General features: G+C 71.1%; 17 protein-coding genes. 9 read left to right on the forward strand and 8 right to left on the reverse strand.

Annotated features, from left to right (window positions below):
- Positions 1 to 47: 47 nt before the first annotated feature.
- From ACQPY0_RS20460 to ACQPY0_RS20480, 5 genes are all read left to right on the forward strand, one after another.
- Positions 48 to 572, forward strand: a complete 525-nt coding sequence (locus tag ACQPY0_RS20460; RefSeq protein WP_432991161.1) for a PadR family transcriptional regulator — start codon at positions 48 to 50, stop codon at positions 570 to 572.
- Positions 569 to 1,255: an ABC transporter ATP-binding protein gene (locus ACQPY0_RS20465; protein ID WP_432991163.1), complete on the forward strand. Its 687-nt coding sequence runs from the start codon at positions 569 to 571 to the stop codon at positions 1,253 to 1,255. The genes ACQPY0_RS20460 and ACQPY0_RS20465 overlap by 4 nt, the downstream gene beginning before the upstream one ends.
- Entirely contained in the window at positions 1,252 to 3,432 is a 2,181-nt protein-coding gene (locus ACQPY0_RS20470) for an FtsX-like permease family protein (RefSeq protein WP_432991165.1), read from the forward strand. The genes ACQPY0_RS20465 and ACQPY0_RS20470 overlap by 4 nt, the downstream gene beginning before the upstream one ends.
- 105 nt (positions 3,433 to 3,537) lie before the next feature.
- A complete protein-coding gene (locus ACQPY0_RS20475) occupies positions 3,538 to 5,517 on the forward strand; it encodes a GmrSD restriction endonuclease domain-containing protein (RefSeq protein WP_432991168.1) in 1,980 nt (659 codons plus the stop codon).
- A 65-nt stretch (positions 5,518 to 5,582) separates the two neighbouring features.
- Complete coding sequence (locus tag ACQPY0_RS20480) at positions 5,583 to 6,935, forward strand: IS701 family transposase (RefSeq protein ID WP_432991170.1); 1,353 nt, start codon at positions 5,583 to 5,585, stop codon at positions 6,933 to 6,935.
- A 126-nt stretch (positions 6,936 to 7,061) separates the two neighbouring features.
- Here ACQPY0_RS20480 and ACQPY0_RS20485 read toward each other — a convergent pair whose 3' ends face one another.
- Complete coding sequence (locus ACQPY0_RS20485; RefSeq protein ID WP_432969948.1) at positions 7,062 to 8,171, reverse strand: IS630 family transposase; 1,110 nt, start codon at positions 8,169 to 8,171, stop codon at positions 7,062 to 7,064.
- 173 nt (positions 8,172 to 8,344) lie between these two features.
- Between ACQPY0_RS20485 and ACQPY0_RS20490 the strand changes: the two genes are divergently transcribed.
- Together ACQPY0_RS20490 and ACQPY0_RS20495 are read left to right on the forward strand one after the other, a co-directional pair.
- On the forward strand, positions 8,345 to 11,593 hold the full coding sequence (locus tag ACQPY0_RS20490; RefSeq protein ID WP_432991172.1) for a leucine-rich repeat domain-containing protein: 3,249 nt from the start codon (positions 8,345 to 8,347) through the stop codon (positions 11,591 to 11,593).
- 226 nt (positions 11,594 to 11,819) lie between these two features.
- Positions 11,820 to 15,230: an AAA family ATPase gene (locus ACQPY0_RS20495; protein WP_432991174.1), complete on the forward strand. Its 3,411-nt coding sequence runs from the start codon at positions 11,820 to 11,822 to the stop codon at positions 15,228 to 15,230.
- A gap of 8 nt (positions 15,231 to 15,238) precedes the next feature.
- Here the strand turns inward: ACQPY0_RS20495 and ACQPY0_RS20500 are convergent, their stop codons facing one another.
- The 3 genes from ACQPY0_RS20500 to ACQPY0_RS20510 are packed head-to-tail and all read right to left on the reverse strand — an operon-like array spanning position 15,239 to position 17,728.
- The gene (locus tag ACQPY0_RS20500; protein ID WP_432991176.1) at positions 15,239 to 15,403 is read right to left on the reverse strand and encodes a hypothetical protein; all 165 of its coding nucleotides are present in this window, start codon (positions 15,401 to 15,403) and stop codon (positions 15,239 to 15,241) included.
- A 38-nt stretch (positions 15,404 to 15,441) separates the two neighbouring features.
- Positions 15,442 to 16,947 carry a glycerol kinase GlpK gene (glpK, locus tag ACQPY0_RS20505; protein WP_432991178.1) on the reverse strand — a complete coding sequence of 502 codons (1,506 nt, stop codon included), beginning with the start codon at positions 16,945 to 16,947 and terminating at the stop codon, positions 15,442 to 15,444.
- Between the two features lie 13 nt (positions 16,948 to 16,960).
- Positions 16,961 to 17,728 (reverse strand): IclR family transcriptional regulator, encoded by a 768-nt coding sequence (locus ACQPY0_RS20510; protein WP_432991180.1) that lies wholly within the window; start codon positions 17,726 to 17,728, stop codon positions 16,961 to 16,963.
- A 130-nt stretch (positions 17,729 to 17,858) separates the two neighbouring features.
- Here ACQPY0_RS20510 and glpK (ACQPY0_RS20515) point away from each other — a divergent pair, with 130 nt between their 5' ends.
- Positions 17,859 to 19,400: a glycerol kinase GlpK gene (gene glpK, locus ACQPY0_RS20515; protein WP_432991182.1), complete on the forward strand. Its 1,542-nt coding sequence runs from the start codon at positions 17,859 to 17,861 to the stop codon at positions 19,398 to 19,400.
- A complete protein-coding gene (locus ACQPY0_RS20520; RefSeq protein ID WP_432991184.1) occupies positions 19,397 to 21,121 on the forward strand; it encodes a glycerol-3-phosphate dehydrogenase/oxidase in 1,725 nt (574 codons plus the stop codon). The genes glpK (ACQPY0_RS20515) and ACQPY0_RS20520 overlap by 4 nt, the downstream gene beginning before the upstream one ends.
- Before the next feature lie 25 nt (positions 21,122 to 21,146).
- Here ACQPY0_RS20520 and ACQPY0_RS20525 read toward each other — a convergent pair whose 3' ends face one another.
- Genes ACQPY0_RS20525 through ACQPY0_RS20540 form a run of 4 tightly spaced genes read right to left on the reverse strand, consistent with a single transcriptional unit; the run spans position 21,147 to position 25,652 of the window.
- On the reverse strand, positions 21,147 to 22,151 hold the full coding sequence (locus tag ACQPY0_RS20525) for a LacI family DNA-binding transcriptional regulator (protein ID WP_432991187.1): 1,005 nt from the start codon (positions 22,149 to 22,151) through the stop codon (positions 21,147 to 21,149).
- Between the two features lie 59 nt (positions 22,152 to 22,210).
- Positions 22,211 to 22,969, reverse strand: a complete 759-nt coding sequence (locus ACQPY0_RS20530) for an SDR family NAD(P)-dependent oxidoreductase (protein WP_432991189.1) — start codon at positions 22,967 to 22,969, stop codon at positions 22,211 to 22,213.
- Positions 22,966 to 24,153, reverse strand: a complete 1,188-nt coding sequence (gene dgoD / locus ACQPY0_RS20535) for a galactonate dehydratase (protein WP_432991191.1) — start codon at positions 24,151 to 24,153, stop codon at positions 22,966 to 22,968. The genes ACQPY0_RS20530 and dgoD overlap by 4 nt, the downstream gene beginning before the upstream one ends.
- Positions 24,150 to 25,652 carry a GH39 family glycosyl hydrolase gene (locus ACQPY0_RS20540; RefSeq protein WP_432991194.1) on the reverse strand — a complete coding sequence of 501 codons (1,503 nt, stop codon included), beginning with the start codon at positions 25,650 to 25,652 and terminating at the stop codon, positions 24,150 to 24,152. The genes dgoD and ACQPY0_RS20540 overlap by 4 nt, the downstream gene beginning before the upstream one ends.
- Positions 25,653 to 25,677 lie beyond the last annotated feature (25 nt).

A 25,677-nucleotide genomic window follows, 5' to 3' on the forward strand; every position in this document is an offset into this window, starting at 1 on the left:
CTCTCGGGGTATATACCCGGTGTATATCCGCGGTGTATGGTGGTCGCATGAGTGTTCCTCTCACCCTCTTGGGGCTGCTGGAGCGGGAGCCCAGTCATGGGTACGAGCTCAAGCGGGATTACGACGCGTTCTTCGGACGGGGGCGGCCGCTGCCGTTCGGGCAGGTGTATTCGACGCTGGGGCGGCTGGCCCGGGACGGGAAGGTCGTCATCAGCGAGGTCGAGGCGGGGGAGGGGCCGGACCGCAAGCGTTACGTCATCACCGAGCTCGGGGCGACCGAGGTCGACTCCTGGCTCACCCAGCCCGTCGAGCCGGAGCCGCACCTGCAGACCGTGCTGTTCTCCAAGGTCGTGCTGTCGCTGATGCTGGACCGGCCGGCCGGGGAGTATCTCGACATGCAGCGGGCCGCGCACCTCGCCCGGATGCGGGACCTGCACGAGATCCGTAAGGGCGACGATCTCATCGAGGCGATGCTGGCCGATCACGGGCTGTTCCACCTCGAGGCCGACCTGCGGTGGATCGAGCTCACCGTGGCGCGCCTCGACCACCTGGCCGGGCTGGTGAAGCGATGAGTCCGCTGATCGAGGCCCGGGACACGGTCCTGTCGTTCGGGGAGACGCCGGCGCTGCGGGGTGCCGTGTTCGATGCCGGGCCTGGCGAGATCGTCGCCGTCATGGGGCCGAGCGGGTCGGGCAAGACCACGCTGCTGCACTGCCTCGCCGGGATCCTCGTGCCGGACGGCGGCGAGATCCGCTTCGACGGGCGGCGCATCGACAAGCTCTCCGAGCACGAGCGCAGCGCACTGCGGCGGGAGCGCTTCGGGTTCGTGTTTCAGTTCGGGCAGCTCGTACCGGAGCTGACCGTCGAGGAGAACGTCGCCCTGCCGCTGCTGCTCGGCGGGGCCAAGCGCGGCGCCGCGGTCGAGCAGGCGCGCGAATGGCTGGAGCGGCTCGGGCTCGGCGGGATGGGGCGGCGGCGCTCCGGGGAGCTGTCGGGCGGGCAGGCGCAGCGGGTGGCGCTCGCCCGCGGGATGATCAACGCCCCGCGGGTGCTGTTCGCCGACGAGCCGACCGGGTCGCTCGACTCGCTCACCGGCGAGCAGGTCATGGACCTGCTGGTGGCGGTGGCGCGGGAGCGCGGCACGACCGTCGTGCTCGTCACCCACGAGCCCCGCGTCGCCATGTACGCCGACCGCGAGGTCATCGTCCGCGACGGCCGGGTCCACGCGCTGGCCGCCGAGCGGGGACGATCATGATCCGGTTCGGGCTGCGGCTCGCCGTCGCCGGCGGGCGCGAGGCGCTGGTCCGCTTCGCGGTCATCGCCGCCGCCGTCGCGCTCGGCACCGGGCTGCTGCTGGCCACCATCTCCGGCGTACGGGCGCTCGACGCGCAGTTCGGCCGCGGGGGCTGGCTCGGCGCGGCCCCGGACCCGGCCGCGCAGGGCGCCCCGGTCGTCTGGGCGTCGCGCAGCGACTTCTTCGCCGGCGACCCGATCGACCGCATCGACGTCGGCGTGCCGGACACATCGGAGCAGACCGGCGCGGGCCTGCCAGGGATGCCGCGGTTGCCGCGGCCGGGGGAGTACTACGTCTCGCCCGCCCTGCACGCACTCATCGCCGCGCACCCGGCCGACCAACTCGGCGCCCGCTTCCCCGGGCGGGAGGCCGGCATCATCGCCGACTCCGCGCTGCCCTCGCCCGATTCGCTCGTCGCCGTGGTCGGGCGCACCCCGGACGAGGTCGCCGCGATCCCGGGCGCGCGCAAGGCCGCCGCGATCTCGACCGAGGCACGGGCGATCCCGGTCGCCGCGCTCGACCTCGTGCTGTCGGTCGTCTCCGGCGGGCTGCTGTTCCCCGTGCTGATCTTCATCGCGACCGCGACCCGCCTCAGCGCCACCCGGCGCGAGCAGCGCTTCGCCGCGATGCGGCTGGTCGGGGCCACGCCCCGGCAGGTCGCGACGCTGGCGGCCGTCGAGTCGGCCGCGGCGGCGATCCTCGGCACCGCCGCCGGCTTCGCGCTGTTCCCGGCGCTGCGGGCGGCGATGGCCCGGTACCCCTTCACGGGCCAGCGCTTCTTCCCCGGCGACCTGTCGCCCGGCTGGCCCGCCGCGGCGCTCGTCGCGCTCGGCGTCCCGCTGGCGGCCGTGGTCGCCGCGCGCTTGGCGATGCGCCGGGTGCGCATCTCCCCGCTCGGCGTCGTGCGCCGCACCACCCCGCGCCCGCCGCGGGCGTGGCGGCTGGTGCCGGTGCTCGCGGGGCTGGCGGAGCTCGCATACTTCATCGGCCGTACCCCACACACGTCCAACGGCCAGGTCGCCGCCTTCCTGCCCGGGTTCCTGCTCGTCATGGCCGGGCTCGTGATCGCCGGGCCCTGGGTCACGATGGCCGGCGCCCGCCTGCTGGCCCGCCGCGCCCGCCGGCTGCCGACCCTCGTCGCGGCGCGCCGCCTCGCCGACAACCCGCAGGCCGCGTTCCGCTCGATCAGCGGCGTCGTGCTGGGCCTGTTCGTGGTCAGCGTCGGCACCGGCGTGATCGGCACGCTGGTGGCCGAGCGCGGCGTGCGCAACGGGGCGCTGTCGGCCGTCACCATGAGGCAACCCTTCGACCGGGCGGGCGGCCACGTCCCCGACGACGTGCTGACCCGGCTGCGCGACACGGCCGGAGTCACCTTCGCCCTCACGGTGCGCGACAACCCCGACAACGGCCCGGACAACCCCTCGGGAGTCGTGGCGTGTGCCGAGCTCGCCAGGATTCCGCAGTACGGTCAGTGCCCGCCGGGCGCGCAGGTTGCCCAGATCTGGGGCAACCTCACCGGGTACGACCGCGGCCGCACCGGCACCGGGGCCGCCACGGTCTGGCCCGCCTCCCCGCTCGCGCCCGAGGGCCTCGCCACCCTCCCCATCGGCCAGCTCGTCCTCGGCCTGGACGGCACGGCCGCCGCGCACGAGCGCGCCCGCACCGCCCTGGAGCTGGCCTTCCCCGACGAGCGCGTCCCGCCCGGCACCGACGTGGACTTCAGCACCAGCTCCCGCAACCAGCTGCGCCAGTTCCAGCAGCTGGCCGACGTCGTCATGCTGTTCACCCTGCCGATCGCGGGCTGCAGCCTGGCGGTGAGCGTCGCGGCCGGCCTCAGCGACCGCCGCCGCCCGTTCAGCCTGCTGCGGCTGACCGGCGTTCCGCTGCGCGCGCTGCGCGGGGTCGTCGCCCTGGAGAGCGCCGTGCCGCTGCTGGCGGTCGCGGTCCTGGCCGCCCTGACGGGCTTCGCCGCGGCGCAGCTGTTCCTCAAGGCGCAGATGCGGTACACCCTGAGCCCGCCGGGCTGGCCGTACTACGCGATGACGGCGGCGGGCCTGGCGCTGGCCCTGGCCGTGATCGCCTCGACCCTGCCGCTGCTGAAGCGGATCACGGGCCCGGAAACCGCGCGCAACGAGTGACCGGAATGCAAGACCCGACGGTACGACATCGCCGCCGGAGCATCCCTTCCGCGGCGCGCGTCCGGGCGCTACCGTGCCCGCCGCGCCGCGTGAAGGATTCGCCACATGCATATCGATCGGGCGGTACTCCAGGTCAGCGAGCTCATGCGGCAGATCTCCCGCACCGAGATCCGCCTTCCCGAGCTGCAGCGCAGCTACGTGTGGCGCCCGACCCAGGTCGCCAAGCTCGTCGACTCGCTCTACCAGGGCTTCCCGTTCGGCTCGCTGCTGCTGTGGCAGTCCGACGAGGCCCCGGCGACGCGCGCGATGGCGGTCGGCGAGACGCCGGACCTGCCGTTCAAGCCGCCGGTGTACCTGCTCGACGGCCAGCAGCGGCTCACGTCCCTGCACCGGGTCTTCAACGACCACCCGGAGGCCCAGATCGTCTACCACCTCGAGAAGGAGCGCTTCCAGAACCAGAGCGCCGCGACGCAGGCCGACCCGAACTGGATCAAGGTCCATGCGCTGCTGCACGATCAGGGCCTGATCTCGACCATCAACGCGCTGCGGGCGGCGGGCTGCCGGCTGGATGAACGCGAGATCGAGCGGCGCCTGATCAAGGTCAAGACGCTCGGCGAGCGGACCTTCCACGTGGAGACGCTGCGCGAGTGCGGCTACCAGGAGGTGTCGGAGATCTTCGTCCGGGTCAACAGCGCCGGCCGCCACCTCAGCCGCGCCGACCTGGCGATGTCGACGCTCTCGGCGAAGTGGCCGGGCGTGCTGGACAAGTTCCAGAAGGAGGCGGCGCACTGGCGCGGCGTCGGCTACGGCGACCTCGACGTCGAGTTCCTGTCCCGCGCGTTCGCCGGAGCGCTCTTCGGCGGCGGCATGTCCTCCTGGTCGGTCAACGACCTGAGCCGGTTCGTCGAGGCGGACCTGGAGCAGGCGTGGTCGACCGTCCAGCGCGGGCTGCGCCACCTCGTCCAGCTGCTCAAGTCGAATTTGAAACTGCCGAGGTCGCAGCCGCTGCCGTCGCTGACCGCCCTCATCCCGCTGGTCGTGCTGCTCGGCGAGCACCCCGACAAGCCGCTGGGCAGCCAGAACGCCAACGCCATCATGTACTGGCTGCTGATCGCCACGATCCGGGCCCGCTACTCGACCTCGTCCGACACCAACCTGACCCGCGACATCCAGGCCGCCCGCAAGGCCGAGCCGGTCCGCGAGCTGCTGCGCGGCCTCGGCGTGCTGCAGGCCCAGCCGAGTATCACCGCCGAGTCGCTCGCGGGGCGGTCCAAGGAGAGCCCGTACTTCTTCCTCAGCCTGCTCGTGGCCCAGCGTAACGGCGCCCGGGACTGGTGGTACGCCACCGAGATCATGCCGGGGGAGAAGGGCGACCACCAGGTGCAGTACCACCACGTGCACCCCGTGGCCACGCTGGAGCGGTACGACAAGGGTGAGATCAACGACCTGGCCAACCTCGCGTTCATCTCCCGCAAGGCGAACCTGAAGATCAGCGACCGCTCGCCGGTGGACTACTTCCCGACCGTCGAGGAGCCCGAGCTCACCGCGCACTACATCCCGCTCGACGCCGGCCTGCGCGCGGCCGCGGCGTTCCCGCGGTTCCTGGCTGAGCGGCGCCGGCTGCTGGCCGAGGCGATGACCGGGCTGCTGGCGTCCTTCCGGCCGCAGTGGCTCGATCGGCTGCCGAGCGCGCCGGCCGCGACCAGCGACGGGTACAAGCTCACGATGGTCTTCTACGGCTCGGTCTGGAAGCCCGGCCCGCTCGTGTTCCGGGCGGGCGGCGCCGGGGTCTCCTGGACCGGCTCCACCGAGATGGAGGACTTCGCGGCGGCGATCGAGCAGGCGGCGAAGCACGGCACGCCCGGCGACGTCACCATCAACGGCGAATCGGTGCCGGTGCAGGTGATCGAGGACGCGATCGAGGTGCCGATCGGGCCGTTCCTGGTGTCGGGCACGGCGCAGGAGTGGCTGGACATCATCGCGCGCGAGAAGGGCTCGATGCAGTCGCCGCTGCGGATGCCCGTCGTGGAGGAGAAGCCGTGGGCCGGCGAGCGGATCGCGCTGCCGGCCTCAAGTACCGACTAGTAGTACTTTGTTAGGTCCGGCGTGTCGTGGGCATCCTCGAGCCGGATCGGTAGTTTCATGGTCCGGTGACCCCTGACGAGCTTTCGGTTGTGCGGCAACGCCTTGAGGTGTTCGCGGCGGACGTGTTCGTGCCGCTGGCCCGGTCGGATCAGCGGGCCAAGGGCGTGACGTATCTGCGTGGGCTGTTGTTGGACGGTCGGCGTAAGTCGATGCAGCCGATGGCGGAACGGCTCGGGGTGGATCATCAGGGGTTGCAGCAGTTCGTGACGACGTCGACCTGGGACACGGCTGCGGTGCGGGCCCGGCTGGCCCGCCGGGCGGTGGACCTGGTGGAGCCGGTGGCGTGGGTGGTCGACGACACCGGCTTCCCGAAGGACGGCACCGGCTCGCCCGGTGTCGCCCGGCAGTACTCCGGCACCCTGGGCAAGGTCGCCAACTGCCAGATCGGCGTGAGTGTCCACGCGGTCACCGACACCGCGTCCTGCCCCCTGGACTGGCGGTTGTTCCTGCCGGAGTCGTGGGACGAGGCGAAAGCGGCCCCGGCCGCGATCCGGGCGGCGAAAGCCAGGCAGCGCAAGACCTTGAAGAACGCGCCGCGAGCGGCCGCGCCGGCACCGGCCGGCCGGGATGCCGCCGGCGCGGTGGACGTCGAGGCGGTGACCGAGGCGGCGCGGCTGCGCCGACGCCGGTGCGCGATCCCCGATTCAGAGGGACACCGTCCGAAGTGGACACTGGTGGTTGAGATGCTCGACGCGCTCGCCGCCCAAGGGCTCCGGCCGCCGTTACTGGCCTCAGACGCCGGCTACGGTGACACCAGCCAGTTCCGCACGGCCCTGGACGAACGCAACGTCGTCTACAGCGTGCAGGTCAAAGGCGACGCCCTGGCGCACACCGCCGACGCGGTCCCCGCCGCCCGGGCATGGTCCGGGCTGGGCCGCCCACCGTCGTCCACGACACCCGTCTATCCCGACGACGCGGTCAGCCTCGCCGAGCACATCACCGCCGCCGGCCGCGACACGGCGGTCGCCGTCTCCTGGCGGGAAGGCAGCAAAGGCACCCTCAGCTCACAGTTCGTCTTCCTGCGCGTCCGCCCGGCCGGGCACCGCATCCCCCGCGACCCCGACGGCAGCCTGCCCGAACGGTGGCTGATCGCCGAATGGCCCGACACCGCACCCGAACCCGTCACCTACTGGCTGTCCAGCCAGCCCGCCGACACCCCCGCCACCGACCTGATCCGGTACGCGAAGATCCGCTGGCGGATCGAACACGACTACCGCGAACTCAAGACCGGCCTCGGCCTCGACCACTTCGAAGGCCGTTCCTGGACCGGCTGGCACCGCCACGTCACCCTCGTCACCGCCGCGCACCTGTTCATCACCATGCTGCGACTCGACCCAAAAGCGGATGCGCCGGCCTGACCCTCTACAAGGTCATCCACGAGCTGCAACAGCTGCTCGCGACCTGGACCGGCGCATGCCCCACCTGCCACCAAACGGTGAAACCGTTACGTCGCAACAAACACCACCAGACCTAACAAAGCACTACTAGTGTTCTGAGTCATTGAAAGCTTTATTGATTCGAGTGCAGTAGTTGGCGAGGTTGTCGAGGATCTCGTCGGCGGTTTTGGTCCACACAAAGGGTTTCGGGTCTTCGTTCCACGCCGCGATCCAGGCGTTGACGTCGTCTTCGAGTTCTTTGACGCTGCGGTGGGTGCTGCGGCGCAGCTTGCGGTTGGTCAGCTCGGCGAACCAGCGTTCGACCAGGTTGAGCCAGCTCCCGGAAGTCGGCGTGAAGTGCAGGTGGAAGCGGGGATGCGCGGCCAGCCAGGCCTTGATCGCGGGGGTCTTGTGCGTGGCGTAGTTGTCACAGATCAAGTGCAGGTCCAGATCACTGGGCGTGTTCTTGTCGATGGTCTTGAGGAAGCGCAGGAACTCCTGGTGGCGGTGCCGACGCTGATGCTGGCCGATCACCTTGCCGGTAGCGATGTCCAGAGCAGCGAACAGGCTGGTCGTTCCGTGGCGCACGTAGTCGTGCGTGCGACGTCCCGGTACGCCGGGCATCATCGGCAGCATCGGCGCGGTGCGATCGAGGGCCTGCATCTGCGATTTCTCGTCCACCGCGAGAACGACCGCCTTGTCCGGCGGGTCGAGGTACAAGCCGACCACGTCGCGGACCTTGTCAATGAACAGCGGATCAGTCGACAACTTCCAGGTGTCAACCAGGTGGGGCTTGAGACCGAACGCCCGCCAGATCCGCGAGATCGCGCTTTGCGACATGCCGGTGGCCCTCGCCATCGACCGAGTCGACCAATGACTGTCCTGATTGGACGGTACTTCCTCAAGCGTCTTCACGATCACCGCCTCAACCTGCTCGTCGGTGACGGTGCGCGGCGCCCCCGGCCGCGGCTCGTCACCCAGGCCGTCCAGCCGATCGGTAACGAACCGGGCCCGCCACTTACCCACCGTCGGCAATGACACACCCAGCTGCCTGGACACCTCGCTGTTGGACAGCCCTCGCGCGCACGCCAGCACGATCCGAGCGCGGACCGCCAACGCCTGCGCGGTCTTGCCTCGCCGCGCCCACGCCTGCAGCACGTCCTGCTCGGCCTGGGTCAGCTCCAGCACCGCCAACTTCGGACCACGACCATCACCCATAGCCCTAATCTACCAACGAATTAACGACTCAGGACACTAGGCCGTGTCGCAAAGTTCCGACACAGCGATGACACCGGGGGCCGTGTGGCCCTATATTGGTCGGTGTGGCGGCAGCGGGGTCGATACGGCGGCGTGGACCGAACCAGGCGGTGCCGTGGCGGTACGACGGTCCGGTGTCGGTGTTGCGGCTGCCGTTGGATGTGCATGACCCGGGGGTGCGGCGGCATGTGGAGCGGGTCTTCGCGGCGGTGTTCGCGGTCCGGCGGGCGGTGCAGCGTGACGCCCGCGCACGGGTCGACGCGTACTGGGCCGCGCACCGGGCGCGAGCCACCGCAGGCCCGGCGGCGGTCCGCGACCGGCTGGGGTTGACCCGGACCGGGTTGGAGCATGCCGCCTACCGACACCTGGACCGTGCCCCGCACCTGCGCCGCTACTGCACGAAAGCCGTGGCGATGCACGTCGCCGACAGCGTGTGGCAGGCCGTGGATCGGCACCTGTTCCCAGACGCGACCGGACGCCGGCACGGCCGGCCGAAGGTCGGCGGTTGGTGGAAGTTCAGCCGTATCCCGGGGCGGGCGCGGTCGCATACCAGGGCACGGAAGTGGGAGACGTTCCGTCTGGCCGGGACCTTGGTGGGGCATGACGCGGTGTTCGGCCGGGCCGGGCGGTTGTGGCAGCCGCGGCGGATGCCCGCCGTCACCCCGGTCGCGGGTGGTCGGCCGGTGCGGTCGTGGTGGGACCACGACGGCCCCCTCGCCGTGGTGTTGACCGGCACCGGCGCCCGGGATCTGGTGCTGCCGGTCCGCCTGCCGCAGGGACCCGGCCGTGAGCCGGTGCTGGAGCACTACCTTGCCGACCCGCAGCGTTGGCACAAGATCGACCTGGTCCGGTATCGCGACCCAGGGGCGCCGGGTGGGTGGCGCTACGAGGCGCACCTGATGATCCTCGGCCCCGGCTACACCTCCCCGACCGTCGTGGCCCGCCGCCAGGCGGCCGCGGCCCTGCACCGGCGCGGCGGCGTCGATGTCAACGTGTCCAACCTCGCCGTCGTCTCCGTCCCGATCGACGCCAACAGTGGTGATGGGATACGCGCCACACAGATCACGAAGACCGGCGCCGATGCGGATCGGCTCGCGGTGGAACGGTTGCGGCAGCGGCGGCGTGACCGCGCCCTGCAACGCTCCCGCCGCGCCACCAACCCCACCCAATACCGGCTCTCAGCCCGGCAGCAGCGCAGGGCGCAGCGCCGCCAAGCCGCTGGCCTGCGCCCCGTGCAGGTAGCCGTGCCGGGCGGCGCCCGCATCGCCAACACGGCAGGTATCCCAGTGCAGGCCTACCGCCGCGACCAGCTCTCGGCCGGCTACCTGCGGCTGCGCGCCCAGGCGGCTGCCGACGGCGCGGCCCGTACCCAGGCCGGGCGTACCCGCGCCCGGATCGTCGCCGCCGGCATCGTGGCCACCCATGGCCCGAACCTCATTGTGGAGGCCGGTGACCTGCGGGTGTGGGCGCGGCGGTGGGGCCGCGGCATCCGCGCCTTCACTCCCGGCATGCTCCTGGCCGCCGTCGACCGGGAAGCCGCCAAGGTTGCCGCGTTGGCTGGTGGTGGTGGGTTGGTCCGGGCCGGGACCCGGCACACCGCCTGGACCCAGCACTGCCTCTGCACCGCCCGCGTCCCCAAACAGCTCCACCACCGCCGCCACACCTGCCCGCAGTGCGGTCTGACCGGCGACCGGGACCTCGTCGCCGCCCTCATCGGCGCACATACCGTGCTGAGCGACCCGGCCATGCCCGGCACCGCCCGGGTGGATTGGGTCGCCGCGCAGACCACCCTCGCCACCCACGGCGTGGACGTCATCAATGAGGGGCTGCAAGGAGCCCTGCCTGAGTCAAGCGGACACCACCGCCCCGACCGGCACCCAACCGGTGCCCGGCCGCGGCGGCCGCAGCGCAGCACCAGCCATCCTGGATGGCTGGTGCCGGCGTGCTCGGCGAACTGCCGGAACGACGCGCTCGACAACCCCGGACCAGGCCCGCACCCCAACATGCGGGACCACACCGGAACGACGAGACGCACAACCCGGACTGTTCACAACCCGGACACCAAACCCGAGTTTGATACAGACCTTAGGGGTTGGCGGTTCTCCGATAGTTGGCAGGCTTCCCGACGGATTCGTGGCGGCGCGGGGGTACCCTGCGTTCGGTCTGTCGTCAAGCGGTGCCCGTGCGGGATCGCGGCTGTCTTGGGAGCTGGTTTGCCGATGTCTGGAGATGGCGTGGCTGACGTAGCCGAACAACGCATTGAGGCGGCAGCCCAGTCCGGTAGCCACTCGCTCGACCTGTCTGGGCTTGGGCTTGTAGAACTGCCCGAGCGTGTAGGTGACCTGACGGCCCTGCGCGAGCTGGGGCTGGGCGCCAACAAGCTGACTACGCTGCCGGAGAGCCTGGGAAACCTCACCGCGCTCACCAAGCTCGACGTCCACGACAATCAACTCACCGCACTCCCGGAGGGTCTCGGCAACCTCACCGCCCTCACGCGGCTCTACCTGCACGGCAACAACCTGACCACACTGCCGACGACCCTGGGCAACCTCACCGCGCTCACCGAGCTTTACGTGAACAACAACCAGCTCGACTCCATACCGGACAGCCTCGGCAACCTCAGTGACCTGACCATGCTTGGCGTGTCCGGCAATCAGCTGACCGCATTGCCGCAAAGCCTGGGCAACCTCGCGTCGCTCACCACGCTCTACGCCGACGACAACCAGCTCACCGGACTCCCCGAGGAACTGGCCAACCTCACCGCCCTCACGACCCTCACCATGGCGGACAACAGACTGGTCGCAGTTCCCGACGTCATCGCCGAACTGACGTCTCTGCGCGTACTCGGCCTGGCCCGAAACACGCTCACGACGCTGCCGGAGAGTATGGCCGGCCTGACGGCCCTGCACGAACTCGAGCTGGAAGGCAACCAGCTCACCACCGTGCCGGACGTCCTGGTCAACATGCCGTCCCTCGCCATGCTCGGCCTGGCCGACAACCAGCTGACGACGCTGCCCGACAGCATCGGCAACGCCACGAGCCTTACCTACCTGGCACTGGACCGAAACCAGCTGACCGTCCTTCCAGACAGTCTGGGCAACCTGACCGCCCTCACCATTCTGTACCTGTCGCACAACAGGCTGACCGTGCTGCCCGAGACACTGGGCAACCTGACCGCCCTCACCGAGCTGTACATGTCCAGGAACGAGTTGGCGACATTGCCGGAGAGCTTGGGCAATCTCACCGCTCTCACAACGCTGTACATCGGCGAGAACAACTTCGATGGACGGCCCGACGTGCTGAACCGGCTCACCGCGCTAGCCAAACTCAACCTGCATGGCACGACCGTCACGATGACATTGACGGCCTGGCATACCGAGTGAGGCCCCGTCCGCACGAGACAGGCCATTCCCGACAAGAACCCGTACGTCCGGAAGCGCGGAACACAGCCCGGAGGGCCAACAGCCGATCACGCACCGCCAGGCCGGCGTCGCGTACGCGGCTCGCCGCAGCCGAAACTGGCCACGACCTGCCCACTCACCAGTCATTTTCGGATTAGGGCGCCGGGATCATCGCGCCGCCGATCAAACGACGCAAGCGACATCGATTGTGGACCTGGCAGGTTTCGCACTGCTAGAATGCGATTTTCGCGGTTTGTTAGCTGGCAATCTGTCGTATCATCCGGGAGTCGGCGTGGCCCTGCCCGGTCATCCTGTCCGGCCGGGCAACGAAGATCGGCCGGCCGATGGCACTCTCGTACGCCTTCAGGTCCTTGGTCCGTTGCGGGTGTGGTGCGACGGTGTCGAAGTGGATGCCGGTCCCCGGCAGCAGGCTTATCTGCTGGCCTTGCTGCTGGCCCGGGTGGGTAGGCCGGTCAGCACGAGCGAGCTGATGGACCTGATCTGGGACTACGAGGTCCCCAGCAGTGCGCTCAACGTCATCCATAAATACGTCGGCGCGTTGCGGCGACTGCTCGAACCCGCGGTCCCCGCCCGTACACACGGTTCCTACCTGCACCGCCGCGGAAACGCCTACCTGTTCACCGCACCCCCCGGCACCCTGGATCTCGTCACCTTCCGGGAACTCGTCGAGACGGCCAAGGAGGCCCTCGCACAGCAACGCCTTGAAATGGCGCTCGATCGCTATGTCGAATCGCTCGGCCTCTGGCGGGGCCGTGCGGGCGACGGGTTCACGCACAGGTCAACCGCGCTGCCGATCTTCGCCGCCATCGACGACGAGTTCTACGCCGCGTGCACTGAAGCGGCCGAACTGGCCGTGTCGCTGCGCCGACCGGCACGGGTGCTGGCGGCGTTGCAGCTGGCCGCATCGATGGCGCCGTTCCACGAACCCGTCCAGGCCAGCCTCATCTCCACTCTCGGGGCGGCGGGACGTCAGACGGAGGCACTGTCGTTGTTCCGCGAGTTCCGCGCCCGCCTTGCCGACGAGCTCGGTATCGATCCTGGCCCGGAGCTGCAAGCCGCATACCTGCGAGTGCTGTCGCAGCCCTCGGCGTCGCCGCTCGTGGCGCGTACGGACGGTGGGGGTGACGGCGCGTCGGTGCGAACGGCAGCTGGGCTGGTCGGCCGGGCCGAGGAACTCGCCTTACTGCGGCAATCCGTCGAGATGGCATTCACCGGCAGCCCAGCGCTCCGGATCGTCGAAGGCGAGCCGGGCGTGGGCAAGACCCGCCTGGTGCGAGAGATCGCCGCCGAAGCGAGCCGGCGTGGCGCGCTGGTCGTGTGGGGTTCGTGTCTGGAAGGCGACGGAACACCGTCGATGTGGCCCTGGGAACAGACGCTCCGCCCGATTCTCGACAGCCTGCCCGCGCCGTTGCGGGAGAAGTGGCTCGCCAGTGAGGTCGGCGGCCTCCTCGAATCGCGAAACGACGATTATGCGGCCGCGCCGGCGATTCTCGACAGCGGTGCGCAGTTCCGACTGTTCGAGCAGGTCGTCACCGTCGTCGGGCAGGCCTCGGCGCCACGGCCCATGCTGCTGATCGTCGATGACCTGCAGTGGGCCGACGCCGCCTCGCTCCAGCTGTTCGGCCACCTGGCGGGCCGCTTACCCGCCGGCACGGTGATCATCGGTGCGCTGCGCGATCGCGCACCCACACCCGGCTCCAGCCTGTCGCGGGTGCTGGCTGAGGCCAGCCGGCAGCCCGGCCACCGCAGGATCCGGCTCGGCCCGCTCGGCTTGACCGGCGTGACCGAGCTCATCCGCCGCGAAACCGGCCACGATCCCGGTGCCGAGGTCGCCCGCGACATCCATGTCCGCACCGCCGGCAATCCGTTCTTCGTCCAGGAGCTGTCCCGGCTGCTCAGCGACGGCGGCTCGCTCGGCGACGGCGGCGCATCAACACGGGCCGGGGTGCCGGCCACCGTGCGAGACGTCGTCCGCGATCGGATGACCGGTCTCGACGACAGCGCTCACGGCCTGCTGCGCATCGCCGCGGTCATCGGCCGCGACGTGGACCTCGACCTGCTCGCCCGCGCGATCGGCGTCGACATCGCGGACTGCCTCGAACGCCTCGAACCGCTGCAAGCACTCGGTCTCCTGGAGACCAAGCCGGGAGACCCGTTCTCGTGGCGCTTCGCGCACGACCTGGTCCGCGAGTCGGTCACCGAGACCACTGCGCGGCAGCAGGCCGTCCAGCTACATCTGCGCGTCGCCGACGCCCTCGAACACATTCATGCGGACGACGAGTCCGTCGCCGAACGCCTCGCCTACCACCTGCGGGGCGCCGGCCCCCTGGCCGACCCGGGTCGCACCGCGAAGGCACTGGCGCGCGCCGGTCGCCGCGCGGCGACCAAGCTCGCGTTCGCAGCCGCCTATCGGAACCTGGAATCGGCCGTCCAGATCGCCCGGACGGCAGGGCTGCTGGAGCTGGAACTGTCCGTCCTGTCGCTGCTCAACCTCCTCGCCGTCGAGCCCCCGGGATTTGGCGGCTCGACGTTCGATCTGCTGGAACGGGGCGCATATCTTGCCGGCAAACTCGGCCGCGAGACGGCCGCCGCCGAGTTTCTCTTCTTTCGGATGACCGGGGCCTACGTCAACACCGAGAAAGACCGTGGGATGTGGGCTCGCCGGCTGCATGAGCAAGGCCAGGCGTCCGCGGACCCGATCATCCAGGCGTACGGCCGGCAGGCCTGGGGCCTCTACAATTGGGACATCGGCGACATCGGCGCGGCGTATCAGTGTTTCAGCTGGCTAGGCCGTACCACTGTGGACGGCGTTGCCTCGCTGCTCGCGAACTCGGCCGACCCGCACCCAGGGCCGGCTCAGGAAAGCCTGTACCACCTCGCCGGCCAGGTCGGGGGTGCCCCGATTCGACGCCGCCACGACCTCGGACGTTGGCGGATCCCGGACGAGTGGTTCGGCTATCTGGCCGTGATCACCGCGCTGCAGGGCGATGTCGAGACGGCGCGGTCCCTGCTCGGCACGGTGTACCAGGCCGAGGGAGACACTTTTGAGATGTCGGGCTGGACCCGCTACCAAACCATGGCCGCCTCGATGGCCGGTGACGCGGCCTGGGCGATGCACGCGACCGAGCGGTGGGTCGCGGCCGGCGCCGACCTTCCCGGCGTCGCGCAGGAAGCCTACATACGGCTGGACTGGTACTGGGCCCGTGCCCTCACCGGCGACGACCCGGCCGGCAACGCGGCCAAGGCCGAACATCTCCTGGCCGCGACCCTGCACGACCCGCCACGATGGGGCCTCGCCTACTGGTACGGACTGATCGCCGAGATGTGGCTGGCAGCCGAGATGCCCGACAAGGCCGCGACCGCCCTCGACCGGGCCGACCAGGCCATCAAGGCCCACGGCCAGCGCTATGCCGAAGGACTTCTCCTGTTGCTGCGCGCGCGCCTGCTGCACGCCCGCGGCGAACCCGTCGACGTCGTACGAGCCGCCGCCGACGAAGCCCGGGTCCGATCCGGCGAACGGGGGGCCCACCTCTTCGCCCGCCGCGCCGAGAGGTTCCTGGCCGATCTCGAGACGCAGACCAGCGTGGCAACCGGATGAAGGGCCGGCTACGCGTCTCGGAGCAGGCCCAGGCCGGCCAGGCTGGCCGCGGTGTCCAGGATCGTCTCCTCGATCGGCCGGGGCCGCCGGCCCAGGACCTCGCCTGCTTTCGCGCTCGACGCCCGGCGGGCCACGCCCAGGTCCGGAACGCTCGGCACCGTCCGCGCGTGCATCCAGCGCATCAACGCCGGCCGGCCGGGAACCTGAGCGGCTATCGTTCCCGGATCCAGCCGAAGGTCCGCTCGACCGCCCGCTGCCAGTTGTCGCGCTCCACGGCCACCCTCGCCGGGTCCATGGCGGGCGCCCATTGCGCGGCCCGGTGCCGGTTCTGGCGCAGTCCCTCCAGATCCGGCCAGTAGCCGACGGCCAGCCCGGCGGCGTACGCCGCGCCGAGCGACACCGTCTCGGCCGCCATCGGCCGGATCACCGGCACCTCCAGCACGTCGGCGACGAACTGCATGAGGAGGTTGTTCGAGGTCATCCCGCCGTCGACGTTGAGGGACTCCAGCGCCAGCCCCGAGTCGGCGTTCATCGCGTCGACCACCTCGCGGGTCTGCCAGCCGGTCGCCTCCAGCACCGCGCGGGCCAGGTGGCCCTTGGTGATGTACGACGTGAGCCCCACGATCACGCCGCGCGCCTCGCTGCGCCAGTGCGGCGCGAACAGGCCGGAGAACGCGGGCACGATGTAGCAGCCGCCGTTGTCCTCGACCGTCCGGGCGAGCGTCTCGATCTCCGGCGCCGTGGCGATCAGCCCCAGCCCGTCACGGAACCACTGCACCAGCGAGCCGGTGACCGCGATCGGCCCCTCCAGGGCGTACGTGGCCGGCTCGCCGGCGATCTGATAGCCGACGGTGGTGATGAGACCGTGCGTGGAGCGCACCGGATGCGCCCCGGTGTTGAGCAGCAGGAAGCTGCCGGTGCCGTACGTGCACTTGGCCTCGCCCGGCCGGAAACAGGTCTGGCCGAACAGCGCGGCCTGCTGGTCGCCGAGCGCGGCGGCCAGGTGAGCGCCGGGCAGCGCCTTGCGTGCGGTGCCGTACACCTCGGCCGATGGGCGGATCGCCGGCAGCATTGCACGCGGGATGCCGAAGAAGGCGAGCAGTTCGTCGTGCCAGGCGAGCGAGGTGAGGTCCATGAGCATGGTGCGGCTGGCGTTGGTGACGTCGGTGATGTGGATGCCACCGTCCGGACCACCGGTCAGGTTCCAGATCAGCCAGGTCTCGATGGTGCCGAAGAGCACCTCGCCACGCGCGGCGCGCTCCCGCAGGCCGGGGGTGTGCTCCAGCAGCCATCGGAGGCGGGGGCCGGCGAAGTACGTGGCCAGCGGCAGCCCGCAGCGCCGCTGGACGGCGTCCGCGCCGTCGGCCCGCGCGAGCTCCTTGACCAGCGCGTCGGTGCGGGTGTCCTGCCAGACGATGGCCGGGCCGACCGGCACGCCGGTACGGCGGTCCCACAGCACGGTTGTCTCGCGCTGGTTGGCGATCCCGACCGCGGCCACCTGGTGCGGGCCGATGCCGGCTTCGGCGACGGCGCGGGGCACGACGCGCTGGACGTTGTTCCAGATCTCGGCGGCGTCGTGCTCGACCCAGCCGGGCCGGGGGTACGACTGGTGATGCTCGCGCTGCGCGACGGACACCAGCCGGCCGCGCCGGTCGAACACGATGCACCTGGTCGACGTGGTGCCCTGGTCGATCGCGACGACATAGCTCTCGGTCATGCACGCTCCTCGCTCAACGTCGCGCCGCGCCGAGGTCGCGGGAGACCGCTCTGGCCGCGTCGCGGACGAACGTCACCAGCGCCCGCCGTGGCACTGCGCGCCGGTCGCAGAGCCGGTCGACCGGCCCCGAGATGCCGATCGCGCCGACCACGAGCCCGCCGTACGCGCGGATGGGCGCGGCGATGCCGCCCTCCGCGACCGTCATCTCCTCGACCTCCGCGGCCCAGCCCTGCTCGCGCACGTTCAGGAGCACCCGGCGCAGGTCCTTCGCCGTGGTCACCGTCTTCCTCGTGTACGGCGCGAGCTCCCCCTGCACCGCCAGGGCGGCCGCGCCCGCGTCGTACGCGAGCAGCACCTTGCCCATCGCGGTGGCGTGCGCCGGCAGCAGCGTGCCGGTGTCGAGCGTCTGGGGCGTCTCGTCGGGCCGGAACACATGATGCACCACGAGCACCTGGCCGTCCAGCAGCGTGCCGACGCGCACGGCCTCCCCGCTGCGCGCGGCGAGCGGGTCGGCCCAGTTGATCGAGCGGGCGCGCAGCTCGTTCACGTCGAGGTGACCGGTGCCCAGGTCCAGCAGCGCCGCGCCGAGCCGGTAGCGGCCGGATTTCTGGTCCTGCTCGACGAAGCCGACGTGTTGCAGGGTGCGCAGGATGCCGTGCGCGGTGGTCTTGGCCAGTCCGAGCGAGGCCGCGATCTCGCCGACCCGCAGGCGCCCGGAGCCGCCCGCGAGCAGCCGCAGGATCGCGGCGGACCGCTCGACGGACTGGATCAGACCCGGCACGAGCGGATGCTAACCGTACCGCCCGGGGTCGGCAACGTTCGACATTGTCGCACGATGCTCGTTGCCGCGGCGGCGAGCCGCCAATAGCGTCGCTCCCCGAGCGGGCGACAGGACAAGGAGCGGAACCTGCATGGCTGAGTTCGTCGGCGCGGTCGACCAGGGTACGACCAGCACCCGCTTCATGATTTTCGATCATGACGGCGGGGAGGTCGCCCGCCGTCAGCTGGATCACGAACAGATCCTGCCGCGGGCGGGCTGGGTCGAGCACGACCCGCTGGAGATCTGGGACCGCACGACGACCGTTATCGATGCCGCGATGCGCGGCCTCGGCCTGCGCCCCGCCGACCTGGCGGCCGTCGGCGTGGCCAACCAGCGCGAGACCACGATCGTCTGGAACCGCCGGACCGGCCGCCCGTACCACAACGCCATCGTCTGGCAGGACACCCGGACCGACCGGATCGCCGCCGCCCTCGAACGCGACGGGGCGGGCGAGCTGGTGCGGCGCAAGACCGGCCTGCCGCCGGCCACGTACTTCTCCGGCGGGAAGCTCAAGTGGCTCCTCGACCACGTCGACGCGGTCCGCGCGGACGCCGAGCGGGGCGAGGCGCTGTTCGGCACCGCCGACACCTGGCTGCTGTGGCACCTCACGGGCGGGCCCGCCGGCGGCCTGCACCTCACCGACGTGACCAACGCCAGCCGCACGATGCTGATGGACCTCGACACGCTCGACTGGGACGACGAACTGCTCGCACTGTTCGACGTCCCCCGCGCGATGCTGCCCGCGATCCGTCCGTCGTCGGAGGTCTACGGCAGCGCCGACGCGGTGCTGCCCGGCGTCCCGCTCGCCGCCGCGCTCGGCGATCAGCAGGCCGCGCTGGTCGGCCAGGCGTGCTTCGCGCCGGGCGAGGCGAAGAACACCTACGGTACCGGCAACTTCCTGCTGCTCAACACCGGCACGACCCGCGCCTGTTCCCGGCACGGGCTGCTGAGCACCGTCGCCTACCGCTTCGGCGACCAGCCGCCGGTCTTCGCGCTGGAGGGCTCGATCGCGGTCACCGGGTCCGCCGTGCAGTGGCTGCGCGACCAGCTGCGCATCATCGACGACGTCGCACAGAGCGAGACGCTCGCCGCGCAGGTGGCCGACTGCGGCGGCGTCTACTTCGTTCCCGCGTTCTCCGGGCTGTTCGCGCCGCACTGGCGCTCCGACGCGCGCGGCGCCATCGTCGGGCTCTCGCGGTACAACAGCAACGCGCACCTGGCGCGCGCCACGCTCGAGTCCATCTGCTACCAGAGCCGCGATGTCATCGAGGCGATGGTGCGCGATTCGGGCGTCCGGCTGGACGTGCTGAAGGTCGACGGCGGCGTGACCGCCAACGCGCTGTGCATGCAGCTGCAGGCCGACATCCTCGGAGTCCCGGTGAGCCGCCCGGTGGTGGCCGAGACGACGGCCCTCGGCGCCGCGTACGCCGCCGGGCTGGCGGTCGGATTCTGGCGCTCGACCGACGAGCTGCGGGCCAACTGGAACGAGGACCGGCGCTGGCGGCCGACCTGGGAGCCGCAGGCGCGGGAGACCCGCTACGCGGCGTGGGGCAGGGCCGTGAAGCGCAGCCTCGACTGGGTCGAGCTCGACGAGCACACCGCCACAACATCCGACGAAAGGAGCACCGGATGAACTCCGGCACGTTGTCAGCGCCGGCCCGCACCGCCGCCATCGCCGCGATGTCCGGCGGCGCGGAGCTCGACGTCCTCGTCGTCGGCGGTGGTGTCGTCGGCGCCGGCGCCGCGCTCGACGCGGTGACCCGCGGGCTGTCGGTCGGGCTCGTGGAGGCGCGCGACTGGGCCAGCGGCACGTCCAGCCGCTCCAGCAAGCTGATCCACGGCGGCCTGCGCTACCTGGAGATGCTCGACTTCGGCCTGGTCCGCGAGGCCCTGCGCGAGCGGGGGCTGCTCGTCCAGCGTCTCGCGCCGCACCTCGTGCGTCCGGTGCCGTTCCTGTACCCGTTGAAGCACCGCGGCTGGGAACGCTTCTACGCGGGCGCCGGGGTGCTGCTCTACGACACGATGGGCATCTCCAGCGGCAACGCCAGAGGGCTGCCGCGCCACCGCCACCTCGGTCGCCGGGCCGCGTTGCGCGTCTGCCCGGCGCTGCGCCCGGACGCGCTCGTCGGCGCGGTGCAGTACTACGACGCGCAGGTCGACGATGCCCGGCACACGATGTTCCTGGTGCGGACCGCCGCCGCGTACGGTGCGCACGTCGCCGCACGCACCCGGGTCGTCGGCTTCCTCCGCGAGGCCGGGCGGGTCACCGGGGTCCGGGCACACGACCTGGAGCGCGACCGGGTGTTCGAGATACGTGCCCGCCAGGTCGTCAACGCGACGGGCGTCTGGACCGACGACACCCAGGCGCTCGTCGGCGAGCGCGGCCGGTTCAGCGTGCGCGCCTCGAAGGGCATCCACCTCGTCGTGCCGCGGGACCGTATCCAGTCCACGACCGGGCTCATCCTGCGCACCCGCACCAGCGTCCTGTTCGTGATCCCCTGGGGCCGGCACTGGATCATCGGCACGACCGACACCGACTGGAGCCTGAACAAGGCGCACCCGGCCGCCACCAGCCGCGACATCGACTACCTGCTGCGCGAGGTGAACAGGGTCGTCGTCACGCCGCTCACCCGGGAAGATGTCGAGGGCGTCTACGCCGGGCTGCGCCCGCTGCTGTCCGGCGAATCGGAGCTGACCTCGCAGCTGTCGCGTGAGCACAGCGTCGGCACCCCCGTGCCGGGCCTGGTCGTGGTGGCCGGCGGCAAGTACACCACCTACCGTGTCATGGCCCGCGACGCGGTCGACGCCGCCGTGCGCGCCCTCGGCGACGGCATCGCCCCTTCGTGTACCGAGCGAATCCCGCTCCTGGGCGCCGAGGGCTTCGAAGCGCTGTGGAACCAGCGCCGCCTGCTGGCGGGCAGGGCCGGCCTGCACGTGGCGCGGGTCGAGCATCTGCTGCGCCGGTACGGCACCGCGATCGACGAGGTCCTCGCCCTCATCGCCGCCCAGCCGGAGCTCGGCCGGCCGCTCGACGGGGCCGGAGAGTACCTGCGCGCCGAGATCGTGTACGCCGCCTCCCACGAGGGCGCTCTGCACCTCGAGGACGTCCTGACCCGTCGCTGCCGCATCTCCGTCGAGTGCTTCGACCGCGGGGTGGCCGCCGCCCGGCCGGCCGCGACCCTGATGGCCGCCGTGCTCGGGTGGAGCGAGGAGCAGATCGAGCGCGAGGTCGAACACTACGTGCGCCGGGTGCACGCCGAGCGAGCCTCCCAGGACCAGCCCGACGACGAGGCCGCCGACGCCGCCCGCCTCGGCGCGCCCGACGTGGCCCCGATGGCCGGGCTGCCCGGATGACGACCCGGCCTTGCCGCAGGCGCCGTCAACTCGCTCGGGCGGTCGACTGGCGGACGTTCAGGCGTGGCTCGTCGGGGATCATCAGGTCGCGAGGCGGCGAACCCGCGAGCTGGTCGATCAGCTCGTCGACGGCGGCGGCGCCGAGCTCCAGCAGCGGCAGGCCGATCGTAGTGATGGTGGGCACGGTGAAGCCGGCCGCCGGGAAGTCACCGAACACGATCACCGAGACGTCCTCGGGGACCCGCAATCCCGCGTCGGTCAGGAATCGGATGACGCCGATCGCCTGGCCGAGAGAGCTGGTGAAGATCGCGGTCGGTGCCGCGTCGAGCAGCGCCCGGGCGGCGGCGAAGCCCGTCGCCTCGGTGAAGTCGCCGAACTGCACCGGCAGCAGCGGGAGCTTCCGCGCGGCGATCGCGCGCTCGAACGCGGCGATCCGATCGGCGGCGGCCTCCACCTCGGCGGGGCCGGCCAGGTGGGCGATGCGATGGTGGCCGAGGTCGGCGAGGTGCTCGACGGCCAGTTCGCTGGACCGGGCGACGTTCATGGTGACGTTGCGGCCGGAGCCGGCCACCGCGCGGTTGACGAATACGTGCGGGAACGGCGATTCCCGCAGGTGCTCCACCAGCGGATGGCCGGGAACGGCGGAGCCCATGAGCAGCCCGTCGACCCGCCCGCCGTCGACGAACGAGCGGCCGGCGGGCTGCTCGTCGAAGTCCTCGGCGAGCAGCGCCAGGTAGCCGCGCTCGGCGGCGCGCCGGTAGGCGCCCCGGGCGATCGTGATGTACGGAGGGTTGTCGATGGAGGGTGCGATCAGCGCCAGTGCCATGGTCCGCGACCTCGCCAGTGCGCGCGCGCCGGCGTGCGGCTCGTAGCCCAGGTCCCGCGCGACCTGGAGGATGCGAAGGCGCGTCTCGGGACGCACCGCCACGGTCGGGTCGGCGTTCAGCACCCGCGAGACGATGCTCTTGGTAACCTCTGCGGCGGTGGCGACGTCAATGAGGCGTACCCGATCCGGCTGGGCCCCCTTCACCGGCCTTACTCCTCCACGGACTGGTGTGCAGATCAGTGTCTCAGCCTAACCAATCGTGGCTACGGCGGAGACTGCAGGGCGTTCATGCCGCCGTCGATGACGATCCGGGCGCCGGTGAGGGTCGGCACGTGTCCGGAGGCGAGGAAGCTGACCAGCCGCGCGATCTCCTCCTGCGCCGTGGGCTCGCCCGCCGGGATTCGCGCTCTGCGATCGGCCGCCTCCGCTGCGCTGATCAGGTTCCAGCGGTTGCTCCAGATGTACCCGGGCGCGATGGCGTTGACGCGGATGCCCAGGGGCGCGAGGTCGATGGCCAGGCTGCGGGTGAGGCCGTCGACGGCCGCCTTGCTGGCGTTGTACGCGGTCCTGCCGCGGATGACCCGTTCCCCGGCGAGCGAGGAGATGTTCACGATCGCACCGCCACCGGTACGCGCCATCTCCCTGGCGGCGAGCACGGAGCACAGGTGCACGGCGAAGACGTTGACCTCGAACACCTCGCGGAGGAAGCGCGGCTTCTCCTGCAGCACGTCCTCGTCGCCGAGGCCGAGGTGCGCGGCGTTGTTCACCAGGGTGGCCGGGGCGAGCCCGCGCGCGACGAGCGCGGCGAAGCCGGCTTCGATCGCGTCGGGGTCGGCGAGGTCGAACCCGACGGGATGGAGCTCGGCCCCCGGGACCTCGGCGGCGATGCGGGTCGCGGCCGCCGCGGCGACGGCTTCGTCGATCCCGTGGACGACCACGACCGCGCCGTCGGCCGCCAGTTGCCTGGCGATCGTCTGGCCGAGATTGCGGGTTGCGCCGGTGATGAGGGCGACCCGGGTCATCGTTCCTCCTTTGCCTGCGGCTTCGCGTGCCGCGTCACCTGGTCGTCCGGCCGGATGTCGGTGAGCGCGCCGGTGTAGTGGCGCAGGTCGTGCCGGACGTAGGGGTATCGGGCGATCGCGTCGGGGTCGATCCGCACGCCGAGCCCGGGTGCGTCGGAGATCTGGGCCACGCCGCCGGCCACGGTCGAGCCCTCGGCGGCGATCTCGGCGCGCCACGGCACGTCGGTCGCCATGGTCTCCAGGTAGGTGAAGTTGGGCGTGCACGCGGCGAGTTGCATCGTCGCGGCGTTCGCCACCGGCCCGGAGGGGTTGTGCGGTGCGAAGGCGACCTGCCAGAGCTCGGCCAGCGACGCGATGGTGCGCGTCTCCCAGATCCCGCCGGCGTGCGAGACGTCCGGCTGCACGACGTCGGCGCAGCCGCGTTCGAACACCTCGCGGAAGTCCCATCGCGTGTAGAGCCGCTCGCCCAGTGAGATCGGCGTGGCGGTGTGCTCGCGCAGCCAGGCGTAGTTGGCCAGGTTGCCCGGGACGAGCGGCTCCTCCAGCCATAGCACGCCGATCGGCTCGAGGGCCCGGGCGACCTGTCTGGCCGCCGGCAGCTCGAAGCGGCCGTGCGCCTCGACGATGATGTCCGCCCTACCCTCGACGGCCCCGGCGACGGCCTCGACGACCGCCATCGCGGAGCGCAGCGCCGACGGCGTCATGCCGCGGAAGGCGGACCCGAAGGGATCCCACTTGAGCGCGCGGTAGCCCCACTCGACCGCCTCGCGCGCCTTGTCGGCGAACTCCTCCGGGCGCCTGGCCCCGGCGAACCAGCCGTTGGCGTAGCAGTCGACGGACGCCCTGAGCTTTCCGCCGAGCAGCTCGTGAACGGGCACCCCGAGCGCCTTGCCCTTGATGTCCCACAGGGCCATCTCGATCGCGGAGAGCGCGCTGGTCAGCACGGGGCCGCCGCGCCAGTACGCATCGCGGTAGGCGTCCTGCCACCAGCCCTGGATGTTGCCGAGCTCCCGTCCGGCCAGCCCGTTCTCCAGCGCGCGCAGCGCCGCCTCGACGGCGTGTTCGCGGTACTCCAGCGTCGCCTCGCCCCAGCCCTCGATCCCGTCGTCGGTGTCGAGCTTCACGAGCACCCAGTTCGTGCGGTACGCGTCGCAGATGTACGTGGTCAGGGACCGCAGCCTCATCGGCCGCGCCACTTCGCGCCGAGCCCGGTGACGACCGCGGCGTCGGTGAGGACCAGCGGATAGTCCGTCAGCGGGAGGCGGTACTTGACGCCGCGCGAGCGCCAGTCGGTCCGGGCCGGTCCGGGCGGCTGTTCGACTGCGTAGACCTCGCCGGTGAGCAGGTCGAGCAGCACCGGGCGGTCCAGCGTGAGCCGGTCGTCCCACCACAGTTCGGCGTCGATCACGGCGGGCCGCGAGCGCTGCTGGGGATCCTCGGCGAGCCAGTACGCGAACAGCGGTGAGCCGTCGCGCTCGAACGTGGCGACGTACGGCGAGGCCATGAGCGTCGATCGCTGTGGTACGGCGGGGTCGCGCTCGGTGAACAGGCACATGAGCTCGATCCGCCGGGTGCGGTCGTCGAAGAGGTGGCACACCCGGCGGGCGACCTCGAAGGAGTACTTCGGCTCGTAGCTTCCGCCGTGGATCAGGCCCATCATCACCGGCGCGTTGATCTTGTCGCCGGCCTGGCGGTACGGGCGCTCCATGAGGTCGACGGCGTGGAAGTAGAAGACCTTGTCGAAGCCCACCTTGAGGTCGACGAGGAACCGGCGGGCGATCCACTTGGCCTGCACGACCTGGTCCATCGCGTACATGCCGAGCCAGTCGTCGTGATGGCCGGTGAGCTGCGAGGGGCAGCCGTTCTCGCCCTGGTACAGGGCGATGCGCCGCTCGGGCGAGTGCTCGTCGAGGATGCGGCGCAGCAGGTCGTGCATGTTCTGCAGGTTGTGCTCCGGGACCATCTGGTACGGATGGAACGAGAACGCGTCGATCGACCCGGCGAGCCCGGCCCGCAGCGCGTCGACGAGGAAGGCGGGGTCGACCAGCGAGGTGGCGCCGCCGATGACCGTCGCGTCCGGGATCTCGGCCCGCACGGCGCTCGCGGTGATGCGCGCCAGCTCCGCGTAGTCACGCCCGCCGGTCGGCCTCGGCTGCCAGAACTGGGGGATGTTCGGCTCGTTCCAGATCTCCCAGTGGGTCACCCGGCCGCGGTACCGCACGGCCAGGGCCCGCACGAACGCCGTCCAGGCCGGGATCGCGTCGTCGTAGTAGATGGGCACGTAGCCGACCGCGGACTCGTGCGGCACGTCCGGCATGTACAGCGCGTTGCCGAAGGTGACGCTGAACATCGTCTCGACGCCGGCCGCCGAGAGGCCGTCCACGATCTCGTCGAGCCAGGCGAAGTCGTACCTGCCCTTCTCGGTCTCACAGCGGCTCCACCCGGTCTGCACGCGTGCCCACTTCGCCCCGAGCCGCGCCAGGTGCGGATACGTCGGCTCGGCGGTGAACATCCGGCGATCGAGGGTCTCGAAACCGATGCCCAGCCTGGACGAGGTGATCGCTGCCGTGGGCCGGGAGATCTCGACCCGGCCGGCGGGGCGTACCCCGTCCAGCGGCGGGAGCTGGTCGCGTACGAGCGCCGCGACGTCCTGGGTCTCAATCTGTTCGGCTGGTGTCGTCATGGGATCTTCGGTGTCCTTCGTGCGT

This window comes from Dactylosporangium sp. CA-233914, assembly GCF_050942935.1.
GTDB lineage: Bacteria > Actinomycetota > Actinomycetes > Mycobacteriales > Micromonosporaceae > Dactylosporangium.

Coding starts and splice junctions, on each gene's coding strand:
- dgoD (WP_432991191.1), bottom strand. CDS start 24,153: ATGAGGCTGCGGTCCCTGACCACGTACATCTGCGACGCGTACCGCACG.
- ACQPY0_RS20475 (WP_432991168.1), top strand. CDS start 3,538: ATGCATATCGATCGGGCGGTACTCCAGGTCAGCGAGCTCATGCGGCAG.
- ACQPY0_RS20500 (WP_432991176.1), bottom strand. CDS start 15,403: ATGCACGCGCGGACGGTGCCGAGCGTTCCGGACCTGGGCGTGGCCCGC.
- glpK (WP_432991178.1), bottom strand. CDS start 16,947: ATGACCGAGAGCTATGTCGTCGCGATCGACCAGGGCACCACGTCGACC.
- ACQPY0_RS20460 (WP_432991161.1), top strand. CDS start 48: ATGAGTGTTCCTCTCACCCTCTTGGGGCTGCTGGAGCGGGAGCCCAGT.
- glpK (WP_432991182.1), top strand. CDS start 17,859: ATGGCTGAGTTCGTCGGCGCGGTCGACCAGGGTACGACCAGCACCCGC.
- ACQPY0_RS20465 (WP_432991163.1), top strand. CDS start 569: ATGAGTCCGCTGATCGAGGCCCGGGACACGGTCCTGTCGTTCGGGGAG.
- ACQPY0_RS20540 (WP_432991194.1), bottom strand. CDS start 25,652: ATGACGACACCAGCCGAACAGATTGAGACCCAGGACGTCGCGGCGCTC.
- ACQPY0_RS20530 (WP_432991189.1), bottom strand. CDS start 22,969: ATGACCCGGGTCGCCCTCATCACCGGCGCAACCCGCAATCTCGGCCAG.
- ACQPY0_RS20485 (WP_432969948.1), bottom strand. CDS start 8,171: ATGGGTGATGGTCGTGGTCCGAAGTTGGCGGTGCTGGAGCTGACCCAG.
- ACQPY0_RS20520 (WP_432991184.1), top strand. CDS start 19,397: ATGAACTCCGGCACGTTGTCAGCGCCGGCCCGCACCGCCGCCATCGCC.
- ACQPY0_RS20470 (WP_432991165.1), top strand. CDS start 1,252: ATGATCCGGTTCGGGCTGCGGCTCGCCGTCGCCGGCGGGCGCGAGGCG.